This is a genomic window from Arthrobacter sp. zg-Y895 (assembly GCF_020731025.1).
GTDB lineage: Bacteria > Actinomycetota > Actinomycetes > Actinomycetales > Micrococcaceae > Arthrobacter_B.
In genome coordinates this window covers 485,532-502,457 of sequence record NZ_JAJFZY010000004.1, presented here as the reverse complement: position 1 = coordinate 502,457, position 16,926 = coordinate 485,532, and the positions used below count along the sequence as shown (strand labels likewise).

Below are 16,926 nucleotides of genomic sequence, written 5' to 3'. Positions count from 1 at the left end.
AAATACTTACACATCCGAAAGAAGCAGGTGCGGACATGGAACACGCGGCGCGGTCGGTCCGAAGCAAGCTCCGAGCGGACGGCTGAGCCGGTGGATTTCCTGATACTCCTGGTCGGGCTGCTGTTCGGAACCGTGCTGGCCGCGGGGATCGGCGAACGCATCCGGCTGCCCTACCCCGTACTGATGCTGATTTCCTCGGCCCTGATCGCGTTCCTGCCGATCATTCCCGAAGTGCACATCAACCCGGATCTCATCCTTCCGCTGTTCCTTCCGCCCCTGCTCTTCGCTGCCGCCCAGCGCAGTTCCTGGTCCGTTTTCCGGCTGCGCTGGCGCTCCCTGGTGCTGCTGGCGGTGGCGTTGGTGGCAGTCACAGTGGCTGTGGTGGCCGGTGTGTCCTGGGCCATGGTGCCGGCGCTCGGACTGCCGGCCGCGATTGCCTTGGGGGCCATTGTCGCTCCGCCCGATCCGGTCGCCGTGGAAGCGGTCGCGCGGAAGGTCCGGATGCCGCGGCGGCTCATCACGGTGCTGCAGACTGAGGGCCTCTTCAACGACGCCATCGCCATTGTCATCTTCCAGGCCGCCGTCGCAGCGAGCACCAGCGGCGGGCACGTGGGCTGGGACGTGGTGCCGGACTTCCTCATTGCCGCAGCCGGCGCCGTGGTGCTGGGCCTGGCGATGGCCTGGGTCGTCGGCAGCCTGAACCGGTTCGTGCCGAATCTGGTGGCGCGTTCGGCGTCCACCCTCGTTGCACCCTTCGCCGTCTACCTGCTCGCCGAAGAGGTGCACTTCTCGGGAGTGGTTGCCGTCGTCGTCACCGCGTTGGAACTGGGGCGGCGGGCCCGCCCCCAGGACTCGGAGGAGCGCCTGACCCGCACCGCTTTCTGGGATGTGGTGGAGCTGCTGACCACCGGCGCCGCGTTCGGCCTGGTGGGTATCGAGATGCGGTACATCATCGAGGACGAGGGCTCCCAGCTGCTGAGTTTCATTCCGGGCATCCTGGCCGTGTGCGCGGCCGTGCTGCTGGTCCGGTTCCTGTGGATGATGGCGATCTACCGGATGGGCGGGACCGAAAAGAACCATGTGCCGGGATCGCTGAAAGAGGTCCTTGTACTGTCCTGGTGCGGTATGCGCGGTCTGGCGACCCTTGCGCTTGCCCTCGCCCTGCCGGGCACCACGCTCGCCGGTGACGCACTGCCCGGCCGCAACTTCGTCGTAGCCTGCGCGTGCGCGGTCCTGGTGGTGACGCTGGTGATACCGGGATTGACACTGCCGTGGCTGATGCGCGCCCTGAAGCTGCCTAACGACCATAAAGAGGCGGACCGGATGGAACGCGAACTCGCGCTCCGGGCCGAACGGGTCGCAATCGAGACGATGAAGCGTTCGACAGCCATCCAGCAGCTGCCGCCGGACCGCCGGGCCGCACTGGCCAAGCGGATGTCCTCGCTGCACGCCATGCTGGAGAGCGACGAGGAGGATGATTCGCAGAAGATGCTGGACCGGAAGGCGACCCTGGAAATCATGGATGTGGTCCAGCGCGAAGCCATGGACGCCGCACGCCGGGAAGTGCTCGAGGCCCGCCGGCAGGCCGGCATGGATCCGGAGGCCGTGGACCGTGTCCTGCGCCGCCTGGATCTGCGCACCGTCACCATGGACCACCCGGAGCGCCACTAGACTTCCCGAACATGAGCAAGAACGTGGAATCCTGGCCGCATCTCGGCGTCGCATGGCTGGTGCAGTCGGCCGCGGCTGCGACACTGGCCGTCGCCGTCGTTGTGCTGCAGCTCTGGGTCTTTCCCGAAACCGTTCAGGCGGTGATACTGCTGGGCCTGATCCTGGCCTCGGCGGTAATGCTGCTGGTGTCCGCACCGCTGGTCTTCGAGTGGATCCGCAACCGGTTCCAGCGTCCCTGGATGGTGCTGGTTCTCACGGCAGCGGCGGCGATAGCGGGCGGGTGCTGGATGGTGGTGCTGTTTGTGCTCGGATTCGGACTGCTGGTCACCGGGTTCTAGCCGGTTCCAGTCTCCGGCCCGGGTGCCCGGTTCAGCGCTGGGCGAATATCCGGCGGAACACGCCGGGCAGACGGGCACGGTAGTCCGGGCAGGCAGCTGCAGCCGCATAGGATTGCAGGCCGGGCCCGCTGAAGTGCCGTCCGTGTCCGTGTCCGCGCCCAACGCCTGCGGCGCACCCGCATCATGAATAGGACCTTCCCTCTTTGAGTATCGATCCCTCCGCAAAACCCGTGCCCGCTGCCGGAACCTCCCGGCACGCCACAACGACGACGGCTCCGTCCACGCTGGATCCGCGCACCAAGACCGTGATCGGCCTGCTGCTGGTTTCCTCGTTCGTGGTCATCCTGAACGAAACCATCATGAGCGTGGCCCTGCCGCGGCTCATGGCTGACCTGGACATCACTGCGGGAACCGCCCAGTGGCTGACCACCGGCTTTATGCTGACCATGGCCGTGGTCATCCCGGCCACCGGCTTCCTGCTGCAGCGCTTTTCCATGCGCGGACTGTTCCTGACCGCCATGTCCCTGTTCAGCGCCGGGACGCTGCTGGCAGCCCTGGCACCGGGGTTCGGCACCCTGCTGGGCGGCCGGATCATCCAGGCGAGCGGCACCGCCATCATGCTCCCGCTGCTGATGACCACCGTCCTGAATGCTGTTCCGGCACATAGGCGCGGCCAGATGATGGGCACCATTTCCATCGTCATCGCAGTTGCACCGGCCATCGGCCCGACGGTCTCCGGCATCATCCTCAACGCGCTGGACTGGCGCTGGATGTTCTGGCTGGTCCTGCCCATCGCCCTGTTGTCGCTGGGCCTGGGTGCGATGAAGATCGAGAACCTCACGGAAACCAAGCGCGTGCCGTTCGATGTGCTCTCGATCGTGTTGTCCACCTTCGCCTTCGGCGGCCTCATCTTCGGCCTGAGCAGCATCGGCGAGGCCGCACAGGGCAAGGAGCTGATGCCGTTGTGGATCCCGCTGACCGTCGGCGTCCTGGCCATGGCCGGTTTTGTGCTGCGGCAGCTGGTGCTCCAGCGCACCGACCGCGCCCTGATGGATCTGCGCACCTTCGGCAGCAAGCCCTTCGTGGTGGCGATCGTCATGGTCCTGGTGTCCATGATGGCGCTGTTCGGCTGCCTGATTGTGCTGCCGCTGTACCTGCAGAACGTGCTGGGCCTGGACACGCTTTCCACGGGGCTGCTGCTGCTCCCCGGCGGTGCGGTGATGGCCATCCTCTCGCCGATTGTCGGCAACCTGTTTGACCGTTTCGGTCCCCGCCCGCTGGTGGTTCCGGGCGCCCTGGTGCTCAGCGGTGCCCTGTGGGGGATGACCTTGCTGACCGAAGAAACGCCCGTGGGCCTCGTGATCCTGCTGCACTGCCTGCTGAACGCCGGGCTGGGCTTCATCTTCACTCCGCTGTTCACCTCGGCGCTGGGTTCGCTGGACAAGTCGCTGTACTCCCACGGCAGTGCCATCATCAACACGCTGCAGCAGCTTGCCGGTGCGGCCGGCACGGCCGTCTTCATCACCCTGATGACCACCGGTACGACGGCGGCCCTGGCCGACGGCGCGTCAGCGGTCTCCGCTGCCGCCTCGGGCGTGCACACTGCCTTCTTCTGGGGTGCGGTTGTCTCACTCGTGGCCGTCGCGGCGTCGTTCCTGGTCCGCCGGCCCACCAACGAGCTGCCCGAAGGCGTGGCCGTCCACTAGCCGCCGGTCCGGTTGCCCTAGGAGCGGCCGGTCCGGGCTACTAGCCTTGGTTAGGCAAGCGTGATCCGCCGGGGGCTGCACCCAGGGAAGTGGCGCCATGTCCGAACCTGCGAATGAGGGACTCCTCGGGCACAACCGGGTCCGGACGCTGCTGGCACTGGCGGTTCCTGCGGTTATCATCGGCGTGGTTTCGGCGCTGGTCCTGTTCGCCCTCGACGAGCTCAGCCGGCTCCTGCAGCACCTCATCTGGGATAACCTGCCGGCCGCCGTCGGGGCCGACTCCGACGGCGGCTGGTGGATTTTCGGCACCCTGACGCTCACCGGGCTCGCCGTCGGGCTCATCGTCCGCTACGCGCCGGGCCACGCCGGGCCGGATTCGGCGGCGGCGGAGCTCGCCGGCTCCGCCCTGCCGGTCGGGGTGGTGCCTTCCCTGGCCGCCGTCGCGGTTCTCGGACTGGCCGGCGGCGTCAGCCTGGGCCCCGAGAATCCGATCATCGCCATCAACACCGCCCTGTTGACGGTGCTGATCGGCCGGTTGTTTGCCCGTGTTCCGGCCCAGCTGATCGTCGGACTGACGCTGGCGGGAACCGTGGGTGCACTGTTCGGGACGCCGGTGGCCGCGGCGCTGCTCTTCACCGGTGTGGCCGGGACCCTCAACACCGGGGGCGCACTCTTCGACCGGCTCTTCCTTCCGCTCGTCTCCGCCGGGGCCGGGGCGGTGACCATGACCCTGCTTGGCGGCACGCTGCTGCGGATCGAACTACCGCCCATGGGCACTCCCGACGGCTGGGACGTGCTGGCCGGGTTCGTCGTCGCGCCGCTGGCCGCGGCCTTCGGACTGCTCGGCGTTGCCGTCTTCGCGCAGGTGCACCGGTGGTTCCACCGACTCGGCAATCCCGTCCTCTTCACCACGCTCGGCGGCGCGCTGCTGGGTCTGCTGGGTGTGGCCGGCGGGACGATCACGTTGTTCAAGGGCGCCGAGGAATCGGCGGAACTGCTGCAGCACCGGGGCGACGAACCGGCCTGGGCCCTGGTTTACCTCGCAGCGATCAAACTCGCCGCCCTGGTAATTTCCGCAGCTGCGGGCTTCCGCGGCGGCCGCATCTTCCCGGCGGTGTTCATCGGGGTGGCCGCGGGCCTGGCGGTTTCGGCCCTCGTTCCGGCCGTGCCGGTGAGCCTGGCGGTGTCCGCGGCAGTGCTCGGGCTGGTGCTTGCCGTTGCCCGGGACGGCTGGATGGCGCTCTTCATCGCCGTGGTCATCACCGGTGACGTGACCGTGACCGCTGTCCTGTGCCTGGCCCTGCTGCCCGCGTGGCTGGTGGTCACCAACGCCCCGCACATGCTCGCGGCCGATGATGCACACGCTTGACCACTGCTGTGACGCGGCTCATACTAAATGAACGATTAGTTAGTACCTTCCGTCAGGAGCCCCAATGACCGTCACACAGACCGCGCGCCCAGCCTTCGACCCCACCGCAGTGGGCGACGTCGACGCCGACCTCTACCTTCTCGATGAGCTGCTGGACGACGAGGCCCGCGACGTGCGGGACCGGGTCCGGGCGTTCGTGGACAACGATCTGCTGCCGGTCATCAACGACTATTGGGAGCGGGCGGAGGTCCCGTATGAGCTGGTGCCCAAGCTGGCCGCGCTGAACATCGCCGGCGGCACCATCAAGGGCTACGGCTGCCCGGGCATGAGCCGCATGGCCGCCTCCACCGCCGCGGCTGAGCTCGCCCGGGGCGACGGCTCCATCAACACGTTCTTCGGTGTGCACTCCGGCCTGGCCATGGGCAGCATCGACATGCTCGGCAGCGAGGAGCAGAAGCAGCGCTGGCTGCCCCCAATGGCCAGGTTCGAGAAGATCGGTGCATTTGCCCTGACCGAACCCACCCACGGGTCCGATTCCGTGTCGCTGGAAACCACCGCCCGCCGCGAGGGCGATTCCTACGTCCTGAACGGCAACAAGCGGTGGATCGGCAACGCCAGCTTTGCCGACATCGTGATCATCTACGCCCGCGACGAAGCCGACGGTAAAGTCAAGGCGTTCGTTATGGAAAAGGATGCCGACGGCAACCACCCCGCCGGGTACCAGGCGACCGTGATCACCGGCAAGATCGGCAAACGTGCTGTGCTGCAGCCGGACATCGTCATCGAGGACCTCCGTATTCCCGCGGAGAACCGCCTGGAGAACTGCAACTCGTTCAAGGACGTCAACAAGGTGCTGGCCGCCACCCGCGGGGGAGTCGCGTGGGAAGCGCTGGGGCACGCCGTCGCCGCGTACGAGATTGCCGTGGCCTATGCCAAGGACCGGGTGCAGTTCGGTCAGCCCATTGCCGGGTTCCAGCTGGTGCAGAACAAGCTCGCGAACATGCTCGCCCAGGTCACCGCGATCAAGCTGACGTGTTTCCGCCTCAACGAGCTCGGCGACCAGGGGAAGATGACCAGCCCCATGGCCTCCATGGCCAAGATGTTCGCCGCCCGGCAGGGCCGCTGGGTCTGCTCGGAGGCACGCGACATCATGGGCGGCAACGGCCTGCTTTTGGAGAACCACGTGGCCCGGCACCTGACCGACATGGAGGTGGTGTTCACCTATGAGGGCACCGATTCCATGCAGTCGCTGATCCTGGGCCGCCACATCACCGGACTGTCCGCGTTCGCCTAGGCGTTCCGGGCCGGCGGATCAGCGTACCCGCAGGCCCAGGACCTGCCCGGTGCCGGGGGTGGCCGGATCCATCGCCTCCGGCCACCGGGCGGTCAGCATAAACAGCAGGCCGCCGTCGCCGCCGCCGACAGCGCAGGAGAAACAGCCCTGGTCCAGCTGCACCGTTTCCACCACGGTCCCGCCCTCCCGGACGCGGACGCAGCGTTCGCCGGGCACTTCGGCGAACCAGATGCCCCCGGTACCGTCCCAGCAAATACCGTCAGGGGCGCTGCCCGAGACCGCTGCCCAGTCCCCGGCAGGCGTGAGGGCGCCGTCGTCGGCAATGGCGAAGGACGCCAGACGGCCTGCGTTGGATTCAGCGACCACGAGGGTGGCGCCGTCGTCGGAAACCACCATGCCATTGGGGAATGCCAGGCCGTCTGCCACCTGCGCCACTGAGCCGTCCGGGCGGATGAGTGCGATGATCCCGCTGCTCTGCGGGTCGGCCGAATAGTCGTAACCAATGCCGTTGACGTAAATGTTGCCGGAGGGGTGCACGGCAATCTCGTTCCAGGGGTGGTCCGACAGGCCGCTCAGATCCGCGTGCGGGACCAGCCCTGCATTGGGAATTTCCAGGAAGACGGTCCGGTCCGTCCCGGAGACTACGGCCATCCGCCCGTCCGGCAGCCAGTCGAAGCTGATCGGAAAGGACGGCACCGCCGCCACCCGCCGCACGTCCCCGTCCGGGTTCAGCGCGGAGATGGTCCCCGCCGTCCAGTCCGCGAACCAAAGTTCGTCGGCGTGCCAGCGGGCGGATTCGCCCATGCCGATCCCGGAGACCAGCGTTGTCGGTTCAGCCATGCTGCACCTCGCTTGTTGAGGTTCGGGCTTCCAGTATGCCGGGCACCCCGAAGCGGACAACAGGCCTAGGGCTTCGACGGTCCTGCGGCGCCCAGCATCCGCAGCGCCAAACGGCTGTGGTGTTCTCCGATGCCGGCTGCGGTCTGCCGTCCGTCGTTGCGGTACCAGCGGGCCACGTCCACGCAAAGGGAGAGCAGGGCCAGGACGGCAAGGCCGGTGTCCTCGACGTCGAACACGCCTTCCTGCCGTCCGCGGTCGACGACGGTCCGGAACTCCGCGTCCACGGAGCGGCGGATCTTCAGCACCTCGGCCCGGTGGTCCTCCGTGAGGGCAGCCAGCTCGAAGTTCACCACGCTGGACTTGGTGCGGTTGGCTGCCTGCCACTGGACGAAGTCACGCACCATGGTCGAGATCTGCTGCACCGGATCGCTGCTTGAGGCGGCGCCGGAGCGGACCAGTTCCAGGGTCCGCTCGTGCCCGAGGCGGGAAATGCTGTACAGCAGCTCTTCCTTGGAACGGTGGTGGACATAGACGGCGCCGGGAGTGACCCCGGCCGCCGTAGCGATGTCGCGGGTGGTGGTGCCGTGGAAGCCCTTCGCCGCGAAGGCCTCCGTAGCGGAATCCAGCAGGCGCTGGCCCGTACCTGTTGCGGGCACCTGTACCTCCGGAAGATGAGCGGAATGAGCGTTCAGCAACCAGAGTAGCAGTGGGACTGGCTGCCGCTAGGCGAGACGCGAACGGACGATTTCGCTCACCGTCTTACCGTCGAACCGTCCTGCCACCTTGGCGGTCACGGGCTTCATGACCTGTCCCATCTGCCGCATCGTGGGCTCTTCTCCGCCGGCGCGCAGATCGGCGATTGCCTCATCCACAATGGCTTCCACGTCGGCACGGGTCAGGGGAGCGGGCAGGTAGGCTTCGATGATTTCTGCCTCGGCCGTCTCGGAGGCAGCACGCCCGGTCTCGCCGGCCTCCGTGTAGATCCCGGCCGTATCGCGGCGCTTTGCGGCTTCCTTCTGCAGCAGGGACACGATCTGCACGTCGTCGAGCTCAACCGGCGTCTTCCCGGACTTCTCCCGGGTGGTGATTTCACCCAGTACGTTGCGCACGGTGGTCAGGGCAACGCGGTTGCCCGATTTCATGTGCATCTTCATATCGGCCTGCAGCTGTTCTTTCAAAGTGCCCATGGTCCTCGTCCTTACGGTGGTGTAGTGCTTTCCTTTCCCATCGTCCCCTATGCGGGCGGGTCGAGCTCCACGGGGCGCCCGGACACGGTGAGCAGCAGGTCCAGGGCATCGGCTTCGATCCTGGTGCCGGCGCCCCAGGCCGTCCCGGTGCGCCGGTCGACCAGCAGCAGGCCGGCGGCCCGCTCACGCCCTCCGCCGAACGCAACCGGGGTGCGGACCTGATAGGCCAGGGCCTGGATAACCGCGGGTTCCGGATAGCTCCCGACGAGGCCGAGGGGTCGGCGGATGTCCTCGCCGTGCACGATCGCTTCAACGAGGCGGGTTGCCGGGTTCACCGGGGGCGTCCGGGTCAATTCCGCCACGTCCCGCAGCGCGCGGACGGTATCCTGCGGGTCCTGCCGCTTTTGGCGCAGGACACCGCGCTGGTTCACGCGGTCGAAATCCAGGCGTGCGCCGAGCATGCCCCGGACGAAGCCGATCCTGCCGGTGAGTGCCGTGTCCACAAGGTGGGCCAGGACATCGTGGACGCTCCACCCGGGACAGAGCGAGGGCACCTCCCACTGTTCGGACTGCAGCGGGGAGAGGTCCGCCGCGAGGCGCTGCCGCTCAGCGTGGACGGTTTCCCAGACTGCTGCCGTGGACTTCCGCAAACCGGCTCCTTTGGTTGATTGGCACGTGGTCCCTAAGGAAACTAAAGGGTTCAGCCCGCGTCAATGCCCGCCTGCGGCGGCGGTCACAGCGTCCGGAATCACAGCGCAAAAGGGCGATAGTTGTCTTGAGGCAATCAAAACAACTGTTAGGGTTTTAGATATGCAGAACGCGGCGGAAACAGCAGAAGCCCAGGCCGGAAACATCCGGTCAGCGGGGCTGAAAGCCACGTCACAGCGCGTTGCAGTGCTGGGAGCGCTGCAGCGGGAACCGCACTCCAGTGCCGACAAGGTCCTGGCTTCCGTTCGATCGGAACTGCCGGGTATTTCGGCGCAGGCCGTGTACGGCATCCTGTCCGCCTTTACCGAGGCCGGACTGGCCCGGCGGGTGGAGCCCGCCGGTTCGCCGGCACTCTACGAGTCGCGGGTGGGGGATAACCACCACCACCTGGTCTGCATCCGCTGCGGAGCCATCAGGGACGTCGACTGCGTGATCGGCCAGGCACCCTGCCTGACCCCGTCGGACGATTCCGGCTTTACCGTACTGGCTGCCGAAGTAACCTTCAGCGGCATCTGCAGCACCTGCGCCAAGCAGGCGGATTCCTCCGCCCGCTAAGGCGCACCACCGCCCATATAAACGGCGGGCACCAATCAACGGCGACACATCCCGGGCTGAACGCTGCCCAAAAACCTGCCGCCACGGCCCGAGTCTCACCCCAAGCGTCAACTGAGGAGACACCATGACCACTTTGATCAATCGAAACGCAGCGCCGGCCACCACCGAAAACGCCGCACCCCGCCCAGCCGCCACCGGCAGCACCGTTGCCCCCGCGGCCTCGCAGCCCGCTCCGGCAACCCAGCCCCGTCGCCTGGGCACCTACACCACCTGCTACGGACGCCCGCTGGGAACCCCGCGTGCCGAGGGAACCTACGTGTCCACCGGCCGCCGGGCGCTCACCCGCCCCCGCAACCTCGGCAGCTACGTGGACACCGCCGCGCACCTCAACCGCCGCCCCCAGGGCAGCTACACCCTGCGCGGCTAGTCTCGCCGCCGCGTGCGGCAGCAGCCGATAGGATGAATGGTCGTTGTCCCGCGGGGCGAGGAAACCAACCCCTTTGAGAGGACACCATGAGCCTGATCCGGCTGCAGGACGTCAATACTTCCTTCGAGAACAAGCAGGTGCTGCGTGAAGCGTTCCTGCGGCTCGATCCCAAGGACCGGATCGGCCTGATCGGCCGGAACGGCTCCGGCAAATCCACCATCCTGAAACTGGTCCTGGACCAGGTGCAGCCGGACTCCGGCACCGTAACCGTGGAACCGGGCTTGAAGATCGGCTACTTCTCCCAGTTCTCCGAACTGGACGGGCAGGCCAGCATTGCCGAGGTCCTGGATTCCGTCTTCACGGAAATCAAGGACGTCGAGGCTGAGCTGGCGGGAATCGATGAAGCCATTGCAGCCGATCCCGCGGGCAAGGAAATGGATCGGCTCATCCGCCGCCAGTCGGAACTGTTCGAAACCATGGACCGGCTCGACGGCTGGGACTACCCGCGCCGCATCGACAGCGTGCTCACCACCCTCGGCTTCACCGCCGCACACCGTGTCTGCCCGATCGACGCCCTCTCCGGCGGCTGGCGGAACCGTGCGGCACTGGCCAAGATCCTGCTGGAGCAGCCCGATGTGCTCCTGCTCGACGAACCCACCAACTACCTGGATGTGGCCGGCGTCGAATGGCTCGAGGGCTGGTTCCGCGACTTCCGGGGAGCTGCCATCATCGTCTCGCACGACCGGAAGTTCCTCGACGCCGTCGTGACCCGCATCGTGGAGGTGGAGAACTTCCACCTGCACGAATACCCGGGAAACTTCGCGGAGTACGTGGTGCAGAAGCAGTTCCGGTTGAAGAACCTCCAGGCCCAGTTCGTCCATGAGGCCGAACTGCTGGCCTTTGAAGCCGAAGGCATTGCGGACCGCCGCGAGGCGGCCAAAGCCGGCGGGCGGCTCAGCACCCAGCTGGCCCGCATCAAGAAATCCCGTGCGCCCCGGCCCGTGGACGAAATCATCACCGGCATCTACGACGGCCTGCACGTAAAGGACGTGCTCGGCCGCGTCCGCGGCGTGTCCAAGTCGTACGGGGAAAAGGTGCTCTTCGAGGACCTGAGCTTCGAAGTGAACAAGGGGGACCGCATCGCGGTCACCGGAACCAACGGCAGCGGCAAGACCACGCTGCTGCGCGTGCTCACGGGCGAAGAACAGCCCGACGCCGGCGATGTCACCTGGCCGAAGGGCCCGGCCATGGTTTCCTACAACCAGATGCTGGCGGAACTCGACGACGCCGACACCGTCACCCACGCCGTCAACTCGCTGCCGGGATCCCTCGCCTTCAGCGCCACGAAAAAGTCCGTCAACCGGTTCCTGACCATGTTCCAGTTCTCCGAAGCGGACCTGGTGCAGAAGATCGGGAACCTTTCCGGCGGGCAGCGCGCCCGCGTCGCCATGGCCCAGTGCCTGCTGTCGGGCGCTCCCGTCCTGCTGCTGGACGAACCCACCAACCACCTGGACATGTCCAGCACACAGGTCATGGAGCGCGCCCTGCTGCATTTCCCGGGCGCCGTCATAGTGGTCAGCCATGACCGGTTCTTCACCGAAAAAATCGCTACCCGCTGGCTCGTCTTCGGTGCCGACGGAGCGAAGCCGGGGCAGGTCACCATCCGCGAAGCCTAGGGAGCCGACACGAATTCGGCGCGGCGTCTGTCGGGGTGCCCGATGCGCCGCTAATGTCGGGGGGTGTTTGACGGACCCAGCCTTGTCTTCTTCGCAGCCGGCCTAGCAGTCTTCCTTGCAGCCGTGCTGCCCAAGGCGCTGCGCAATGTTCCGGTTTCCATGCCCATGGTGTTCCTTGGTGCGGGAATCCTGGCGTTCAGCCTCCTGAAGGACCTGCCGGACCCGGATCCGCTGCGCTATGGAGAATTCACCACGCACCTGACCGAGGTGTGCGTGATCATTTCCCTGATGGGCGCAGGACTGGCACTGGACCGCCCGGTCGGCTGGCGGCGGTGGTCCACCACCTGGCGGATGCTGGGCATTGCCATGCCGCTGAGCCTGTTGGGCCTGACCCTGCTGAACCTTTGGGTCCTCGGAGTCGGCCTGGCAGCTGCCATCCTGTTGGCCGCAGCGCTGGCCCCGACCGATCCGGTGCTGGCCTCCGAGGTCCAGGTGGGCGAACCCGCCGACGACGAGGAAGAGGACTCGGAAGGCGAAGCCGAGGACGAGGTCCGCTTCGGACTGACGTCCGAAGCCGGGCTGAACGACGGCCTGGCGTTCCCGTTTGTCTACCTCGCCATCGGCATGAGCCTGGTGGGGACGGCGCCGTCCGACTGGTTCCCGCACTGGATCGCCGTGGACGTCTGCTGGCGGATAGGTATGGGCGTCCTCCTTGGCTTCTTCGTTGGCAAGCTCCTGAGCCGGCTCTTCTTCTCCGCACGGTTGGAAAGCATTCGCCTCTCCAACCACTCTGAAGGCTTCGTGGCCCTGGCGGCCACCTTCCTGGCCTACGGAATCACCGAAATGCTCGACGGCTACGGTTTTGTTGCCGTCTTCGTCTGTGCAGTCACCATCCGGGCCGCTGAACGTACCCACGGCTACCACCGGGTGCTGCACAGCTACGTGGAGCAGCTGGAGCGGCTGCTGACCGTAGTCCTGCTGCTGCTCCTCGGCGGCGCCATTGCCCGCGGACTGCTCTCGGAAATCGGCTGGCGCGAGGTGGCAGTGGCCGCCGCGTTCCTCCTCGTCGTCCGGCCCCTCGCCGGCTGGCTGGGTCTGCTGGGCGGCCGGCCGGGCCCCCGCGAGCGGATGGCCATCGCCTTCTTCGGCGTCCGCGGGATCGGCTCCCTGTATTACCTCGGTTACGCACTGGGCAAGGGGAACTTCGACGGCGCGGAGCAGCTGTGGGGGCTGCTCGGCCTGGTAGTGGCCTCCTCCGTCGTGCTGCACGGGATCACGGCGGCACCGGTGATCAACCGGCTGGACCGGATCCGCCGGAAGACGGCCATGGAACGCTTCGGCGAGGAACGGCCGGATACGGCGGTCTGACCACCCGCACCTGCTCTTTCCGCCCGGCCGGGGCGCTGTTAGCTTGGCGCCATGGGTACCCGCGTCCTCGGCACGGAGGATCCCTGGCCCGCGGGACTCAGGGTGACGCCGCCGATACTGATGGCCCAGACCTGGGCCGGCACCGTTTTCCTCCACTGGCGCATTCCCGCGTCTGCTGCCGCACCGTACATGCCGCCCGGCGTCGAACCTGATGTGTTCCACGGTTCCACCTGGGTGGGGCTGGTGGGGTTCCTGGCGCGGGAAACCCGCTTGTTCGGGCGGGTTCCCGTTCCGTACTTCGGGTCCTTCACCGAAATCAACGTGCGCCTGTATTCACGCGGCCCGGACGGCAGCCGCGGGGTGCTCTTCCTGACCCTGGACGCCTCACGGCTGGTTCCGGTCCTCGTTGCCCGCGCCCTGCACATCCCGTATGTCTGGTCCCGCTGCCGGCCCGCGCGTTCCGGCCGGGAGCCGGGGTACGACGTCGAGCGGTTCGGGAAACAGCCCCGCTCGTCCTTCGCCGTGGTTCCGGACTATGCCCGGCAGGCGGACGATGACTTGTCCTTGCTGCTCACTGCGCGGTTCGGCCTACATGCGGTCTTCGCCGGCAGGACGGTGTTCATTCCCAACTCCCACCGGCCCTGGCCGTTGTATCCGGCCCGGCTGACGCACTTCCACGATGAACTGGTGCCTGCGGCCGGGCTTCCCGTCGAGGGGCCGCCGGACACGGTGCATTACTCACCCGGTGTGCGCACCTTGTTCGGCCGTCCGCGACGGATTGCCTGAGCCGGCCAGTTCCCTGCGCAGGCCGCGTTCGCCCTGCCGCATCAGCAGCGAGTGGGCTGCGGTGAAGACCGGCCGCGCCACGGGCGTGAGCAGGCGCATCCAGCGCCGGGTGGGGCGGACCTGCCAGTCGATGTCCATCCGGGTCTGCGCCGCGTCACCGGGGGCGTTCCCGGGGGTGTCCGCCGGCACGGGGAACAGGCGGATCCGGCCGGTGCCCGCCAGGTCTCCGCCGGCGTCGAACTCTATGATCCGTGGCTGGACTGCGGTGGTCGGGTGGATGGTGATGGACAGGTGGTAGCCCAGGGCTGCACGGAAGCGCAGTCGGACGGTAGTGGCCAGCAGTTCCGACGTCGGGTCTGAAGCGGCGTCCGGATCGGTGGCGAGGTCCTGGAGCGTGCAGCCGGGCCACCAGCGTGGCCAGCTCATGTCCGGGCTGGCCACGGTCTCCCACACCGCCTCGGGGGTCGCGTCGAGCAGCCAGCTGGAAGGGAGGATGTAGAGACCGGGCATAACTTCAGCATGCCATCCGGAATCCGGCGGGCTGAAACCGGTGCCGTGGCGAACCGACTCGTGCCGAACAGACACCGTGCCGGGACCGATGCTTCGGTCCCGGCACGGTGTCCGGTGTTATCGATCCTTTGCTGACTCAGTCCTTGCGGAACTTAGCGGGTGTAGGCCCGGGGCAGGTCGAAGCCCCGCTCCTCCATTACTGCGCGAAGCCGGGTGGGGTAGTCGGTGATGATTCCGTCCACGCCCAGGTCAATGAGCCGGTGCATGTCTGCCACCTCATTGACGGTCCAGGGAATGACCGGCATGCCGAGGGCGTGTGCGTCGGCAATCATTTCGGCCGTGACCGTGGTGAAGATGGGGGATAGCACGTCGTAGCCCTGGGCATGGGCGGCGCGGACAACGGACCCGCCGAAGTCATCTATATCGATTCCGCCCAGCTGCGGGGCTGCGCCCGGCTGGCCTACGCCGAGGTCCTCCGGCGTACTGGCCAAAGCCACCCGCGTCAGTTCCGGGGCGATCCGCTCGAGCAGGTTCAGGGTGGACCAGTCAAAGGACTGGATGGTGGTGCGGCGCTCGCGGTTCGCATCGCGGACCACGTCCACCACCGCCTCGGTCAGTGCGACACTGCGCGGCCCGCCGGCCTGGCCCTCCTCGACCTTGGTTTCGACATTGAACTGGATTTTGCGGGCACCGTACTCCCGGGCGAGGCGATAGACATCGCTCAGCTCCGCAATCCGGTTGCCCTCCGCGACATCCTGCTCCGGGTAGCCCGGCAACTGCTGGTAGCCGCAGTTCAGGGTCTGGAGCTGCAAGAGGCTCAATTCCGCTACGCGGTCGCCCACGTAGGGGAATTCCGGATCCCCGGAAGTGGCAGGAGCCGTATCGGCGCACTTCGTGGTCAGGATGATGTCGTCATGCCAGACAATCACCCGGCCGTCCTCGGTCAGGTGCGTGTCCAGTTCCAGTGTGGTGACGCCCAGTTCCAATGCGTGTGCGAAGGCCGCCAGGGATTCTTCGGTTACTTCGCCGCGTCCGCCGCGGTGCGCCTGGAGGTCAAAGTCCCGTTCCGTGCCGGAGCGCATCACCGAAACCATGACCTCGAAGATCCGGGTGTTCTCATAAACGCCCGTCAGTATCTCGGCGCCGGGTCCCATGGCAGTCAGGGGAACGTCGTCGCCCGTATGGCCGCCGGTGGTCCAATCGATCTGGTACTGCTGGTCGGAGTTGGCGACGTCGAATGGTCCTTCCTGCACCGGGCTCTCCGGGTTGGAATCATCACCCAGCGGTTCGATGGCCATACCGCCGGTCTGGTGGTCGCCCACCGTGATCAGCAGGGTGTTCCCGTCCTGCTCGGCGAACTCCTTGGCCAGGGCGACGGAGTTGTCGAACTGAATGCCGGACTCGATGGTCAGCGCCCCGTTATTGACATGGCTCATGGCGTCGATGCCCTCTTCCTCCACCATGAGGAAGAAGCCGTTGTCATCCTGGTTGTTGTTCAGGACGTCAATGGCTTTCCGGGTCATTTCGGTCAGCGGAACCGTGGGCTCGTAAGAGTCTTCAACGTCGTCTCCGTATTGGAACATTTCCTCGTTGGCGAAGAGCCCGAGGAGCATGTCACCCTCTGCTGCCTGCAGGCCGGGCAGGTCCCAGACGTACTCGTAGCCCAGGTCCTGGGCCTCTTCCACCAGCTTGCCCTCGGTACCGGCACTTTCCTCGGATTCGTCCTCTGCAGGATTGTCGGGGTACCTGCCCGGGGTGCCCGCCGGGTACCAGTAATCCTCGCCGCCGCCCAGGATCACCTCCGGGTGTGAACTGCGCAGGTATTGGGCTGCGATGGCGCTCTGCTCATCCCGGTCCAATACGTGCGAGCCGAAAGCGGCCGGAGTTGCATCCGTCACCTGGGCGGTGGTGACCAGCCCGGAGGACTTTCCGAGCCGCTCGGCGATTTCCAGTGCCGAGGTCACGGGCTGCTGTTCCAGGTCCACACCGATGGCGCCGTTGTAGGTTTTCACCCCGGTGGCCATGGACGTGGCAGCGGCGGCCGAGTCGGTGATGAAGGTGCCGGGATCCGCGGAGTTGGTGTGGACCCGGCCCACCTCGGGCAGTGAATCCATGGCCAGTTCCCCGGTCAGGCCAACCGAGGCCAGCCGGATGGCGTCGCGTTGCGCCGTTCCCATCCCGTCGCCGACCATCAGGATTACGTTGACGGCGTCGTCGTTACCGTGTCCGCCGCCGTCTGTCGGCGTCGGGGTCGGTGATGGTGTTCCCGTATGGGTCGGTGATGGTGTTCCGGTGGGCGACGGGGTGGAGGTGGGAGTGGGTGTGGAAGTCTTTGTGGGTCCGGGGGAGCCGGTGGGATGGCCGTTCCCGCCGCCTACGCCCGGAAGTCCGGTACCTACGCCGCATCCCGCCAGGACGCAGATACCCAATATCGCCGTCGATAGTGTCTTAGCCGTCTTCTTCATGTGGTTTCCCCTGCGAGTGCCTAGCG

Annotated in this window: 16 protein-coding genes; 10 read left to right on the top strand and 6 right to left on the bottom strand. The window is 66.8% G+C overall.

Annotated features, from left to right (window positions below; all coding sequences use genetic code 11):
• The first annotated feature begins 90 nt into the window (after positions 1-90).
• The 5 genes from LJ760_RS09020 to LJ760_RS09000 all read left to right on the top strand — a co-directional run bounded on the left by LJ760_RS09020 (position 91) and on the right by LJ760_RS09000 (position 6,378).
• Positions 91-1,671 carry a Na+/H+ antiporter gene (locus tag LJ760_RS09020; RefSeq protein ID WP_227921961.1) on the top strand — a complete coding sequence of 527 codons (1,581 nt, stop codon included), beginning with the start codon at positions 91-93 and terminating at the stop codon, positions 1,669-1,671.
• 11 nt (positions 1,672-1,682) lie between these two features.
• Complete coding sequence (locus LJ760_RS09015; RefSeq protein WP_227921958.1) at positions 1,683-2,009, top strand: hypothetical protein; 327 nt, start codon at positions 1,683-1,685, stop codon at positions 2,007-2,009.
• A gap of 203 nt (positions 2,010-2,212) precedes the next feature.
• Positions 2,213-3,715: an MDR family MFS transporter gene (locus LJ760_RS09010; protein ID WP_442860650.1), complete on the top strand. Its 1,503-nt coding sequence runs from the start codon at positions 2,213-2,215 to the stop codon at positions 3,713-3,715.
• A 97-nt stretch (positions 3,716-3,812) separates the two neighbouring features.
• On the top strand, positions 3,813-5,084 hold the full coding sequence (locus LJ760_RS09005) for an ion channel protein (protein ID WP_227921949.1): 1,272 nt from the start codon (positions 3,813-3,815) through the stop codon (positions 5,082-5,084).
• A 64-nt stretch (positions 5,085-5,148) separates the two neighbouring features.
• Entirely contained in the window at positions 5,149-6,378 is a 1,230-nt protein-coding gene (locus LJ760_RS09000; protein ID WP_227921947.1) for an acyl-CoA dehydrogenase family protein, read from the top strand.
• Between the two features lie 18 nt (positions 6,379-6,396).
• On the opposite strand, the gene LJ760_RS08995 is transcribed toward LJ760_RS09000, so the two are convergent.
• From LJ760_RS08995 to LJ760_RS08980, 4 genes are all read right to left on the bottom strand, one after another.
• A complete protein-coding gene (locus tag LJ760_RS08995) occupies positions 6,397-7,218 on the bottom strand; it encodes an SMP-30/gluconolactonase/LRE family protein (RefSeq protein WP_227921943.1) in 822 nt (273 codons plus the stop codon).
• 65 nt (positions 7,219-7,283) lie between these two features.
• Positions 7,284-7,874: a TetR/AcrR family transcriptional regulator gene (locus tag LJ760_RS08990; protein WP_227921941.1), complete on the bottom strand. Its 591-nt coding sequence runs from the start codon at positions 7,872-7,874 to the stop codon at positions 7,284-7,286.
• A 66-nt stretch (positions 7,875-7,940) separates the two neighbouring features.
• Positions 7,941-8,405 (bottom strand): GatB/YqeY domain-containing protein, encoded by a 465-nt coding sequence (locus LJ760_RS08985; RefSeq protein WP_227921938.1) that lies wholly within the window; start codon positions 8,403-8,405, stop codon positions 7,941-7,943.
• Between the two features lie 47 nt (positions 8,406-8,452).
• Entirely contained in the window at positions 8,453-9,055 is a 603-nt protein-coding gene (locus LJ760_RS08980) for a maleylpyruvate isomerase family mycothiol-dependent enzyme (RefSeq protein ID WP_227921935.1), read from the bottom strand.
• 160 nt (positions 9,056-9,215) lie between these two features.
• On the opposite strand from LJ760_RS08980, the gene LJ760_RS08975 reads away from it, so the two are divergent.
• From LJ760_RS08975 to LJ760_RS08955, 5 genes are all read left to right on the top strand, one after another.
• On the top strand, positions 9,216-9,668 hold the full coding sequence (locus tag LJ760_RS08975) for a Fur family transcriptional regulator (RefSeq protein ID WP_227921933.1): 453 nt from the start codon (positions 9,216-9,218) through the stop codon (positions 9,666-9,668).
• 124 nt (positions 9,669-9,792) lie between these two features.
• Complete coding sequence (locus tag LJ760_RS08970; RefSeq protein WP_227921931.1) at positions 9,793-10,095, top strand: hypothetical protein; 303 nt, start codon at positions 9,793-9,795, stop codon at positions 10,093-10,095.
• A gap of 86 nt (positions 10,096-10,181) precedes the next feature.
• A complete protein-coding gene (locus tag LJ760_RS08965) occupies positions 10,182-11,771 on the top strand; it encodes an ABC-F family ATP-binding cassette domain-containing protein (RefSeq protein ID WP_227921929.1) in 1,590 nt (529 codons plus the stop codon).
• A 63-nt stretch (positions 11,772-11,834) separates the two neighbouring features.
• Entirely contained in the window at positions 11,835-13,139 is a 1,305-nt protein-coding gene (locus LJ760_RS08960) for a cation:proton antiporter (RefSeq protein WP_227921920.1), read from the top strand.
• Positions 13,140-13,190: 51 nt separating this feature from the next.
• Entirely contained in the window at positions 13,191-13,925 is a 735-nt protein-coding gene (locus LJ760_RS08955; protein ID WP_227921918.1) for a YqjF family protein, read from the top strand.
• Here LJ760_RS08955 and LJ760_RS08950 read toward each other — a convergent pair.
• Together LJ760_RS08950 and LJ760_RS08945 are read right to left on the bottom strand one after the other, a co-directional pair.
• Complete coding sequence (locus LJ760_RS08950) at positions 13,878-14,435, bottom strand: hypothetical protein (RefSeq protein ID WP_227921915.1); 558 nt, start codon at positions 14,433-14,435, stop codon at positions 13,878-13,880. The two genes, LJ760_RS08955 and LJ760_RS08950, sit on opposite strands and share 48 nt — an antisense overlap.
• Before the next feature lie 152 nt (positions 14,436-14,587).
• On the bottom strand, positions 14,588-16,900 hold the full coding sequence (locus LJ760_RS08945) for an alkaline phosphatase (protein ID WP_227921913.1): 2,313 nt from the start codon (positions 16,898-16,900) through the stop codon (positions 14,588-14,590).
• Between the last annotated feature and the right edge of the window lie 26 nt (positions 16,901-16,926).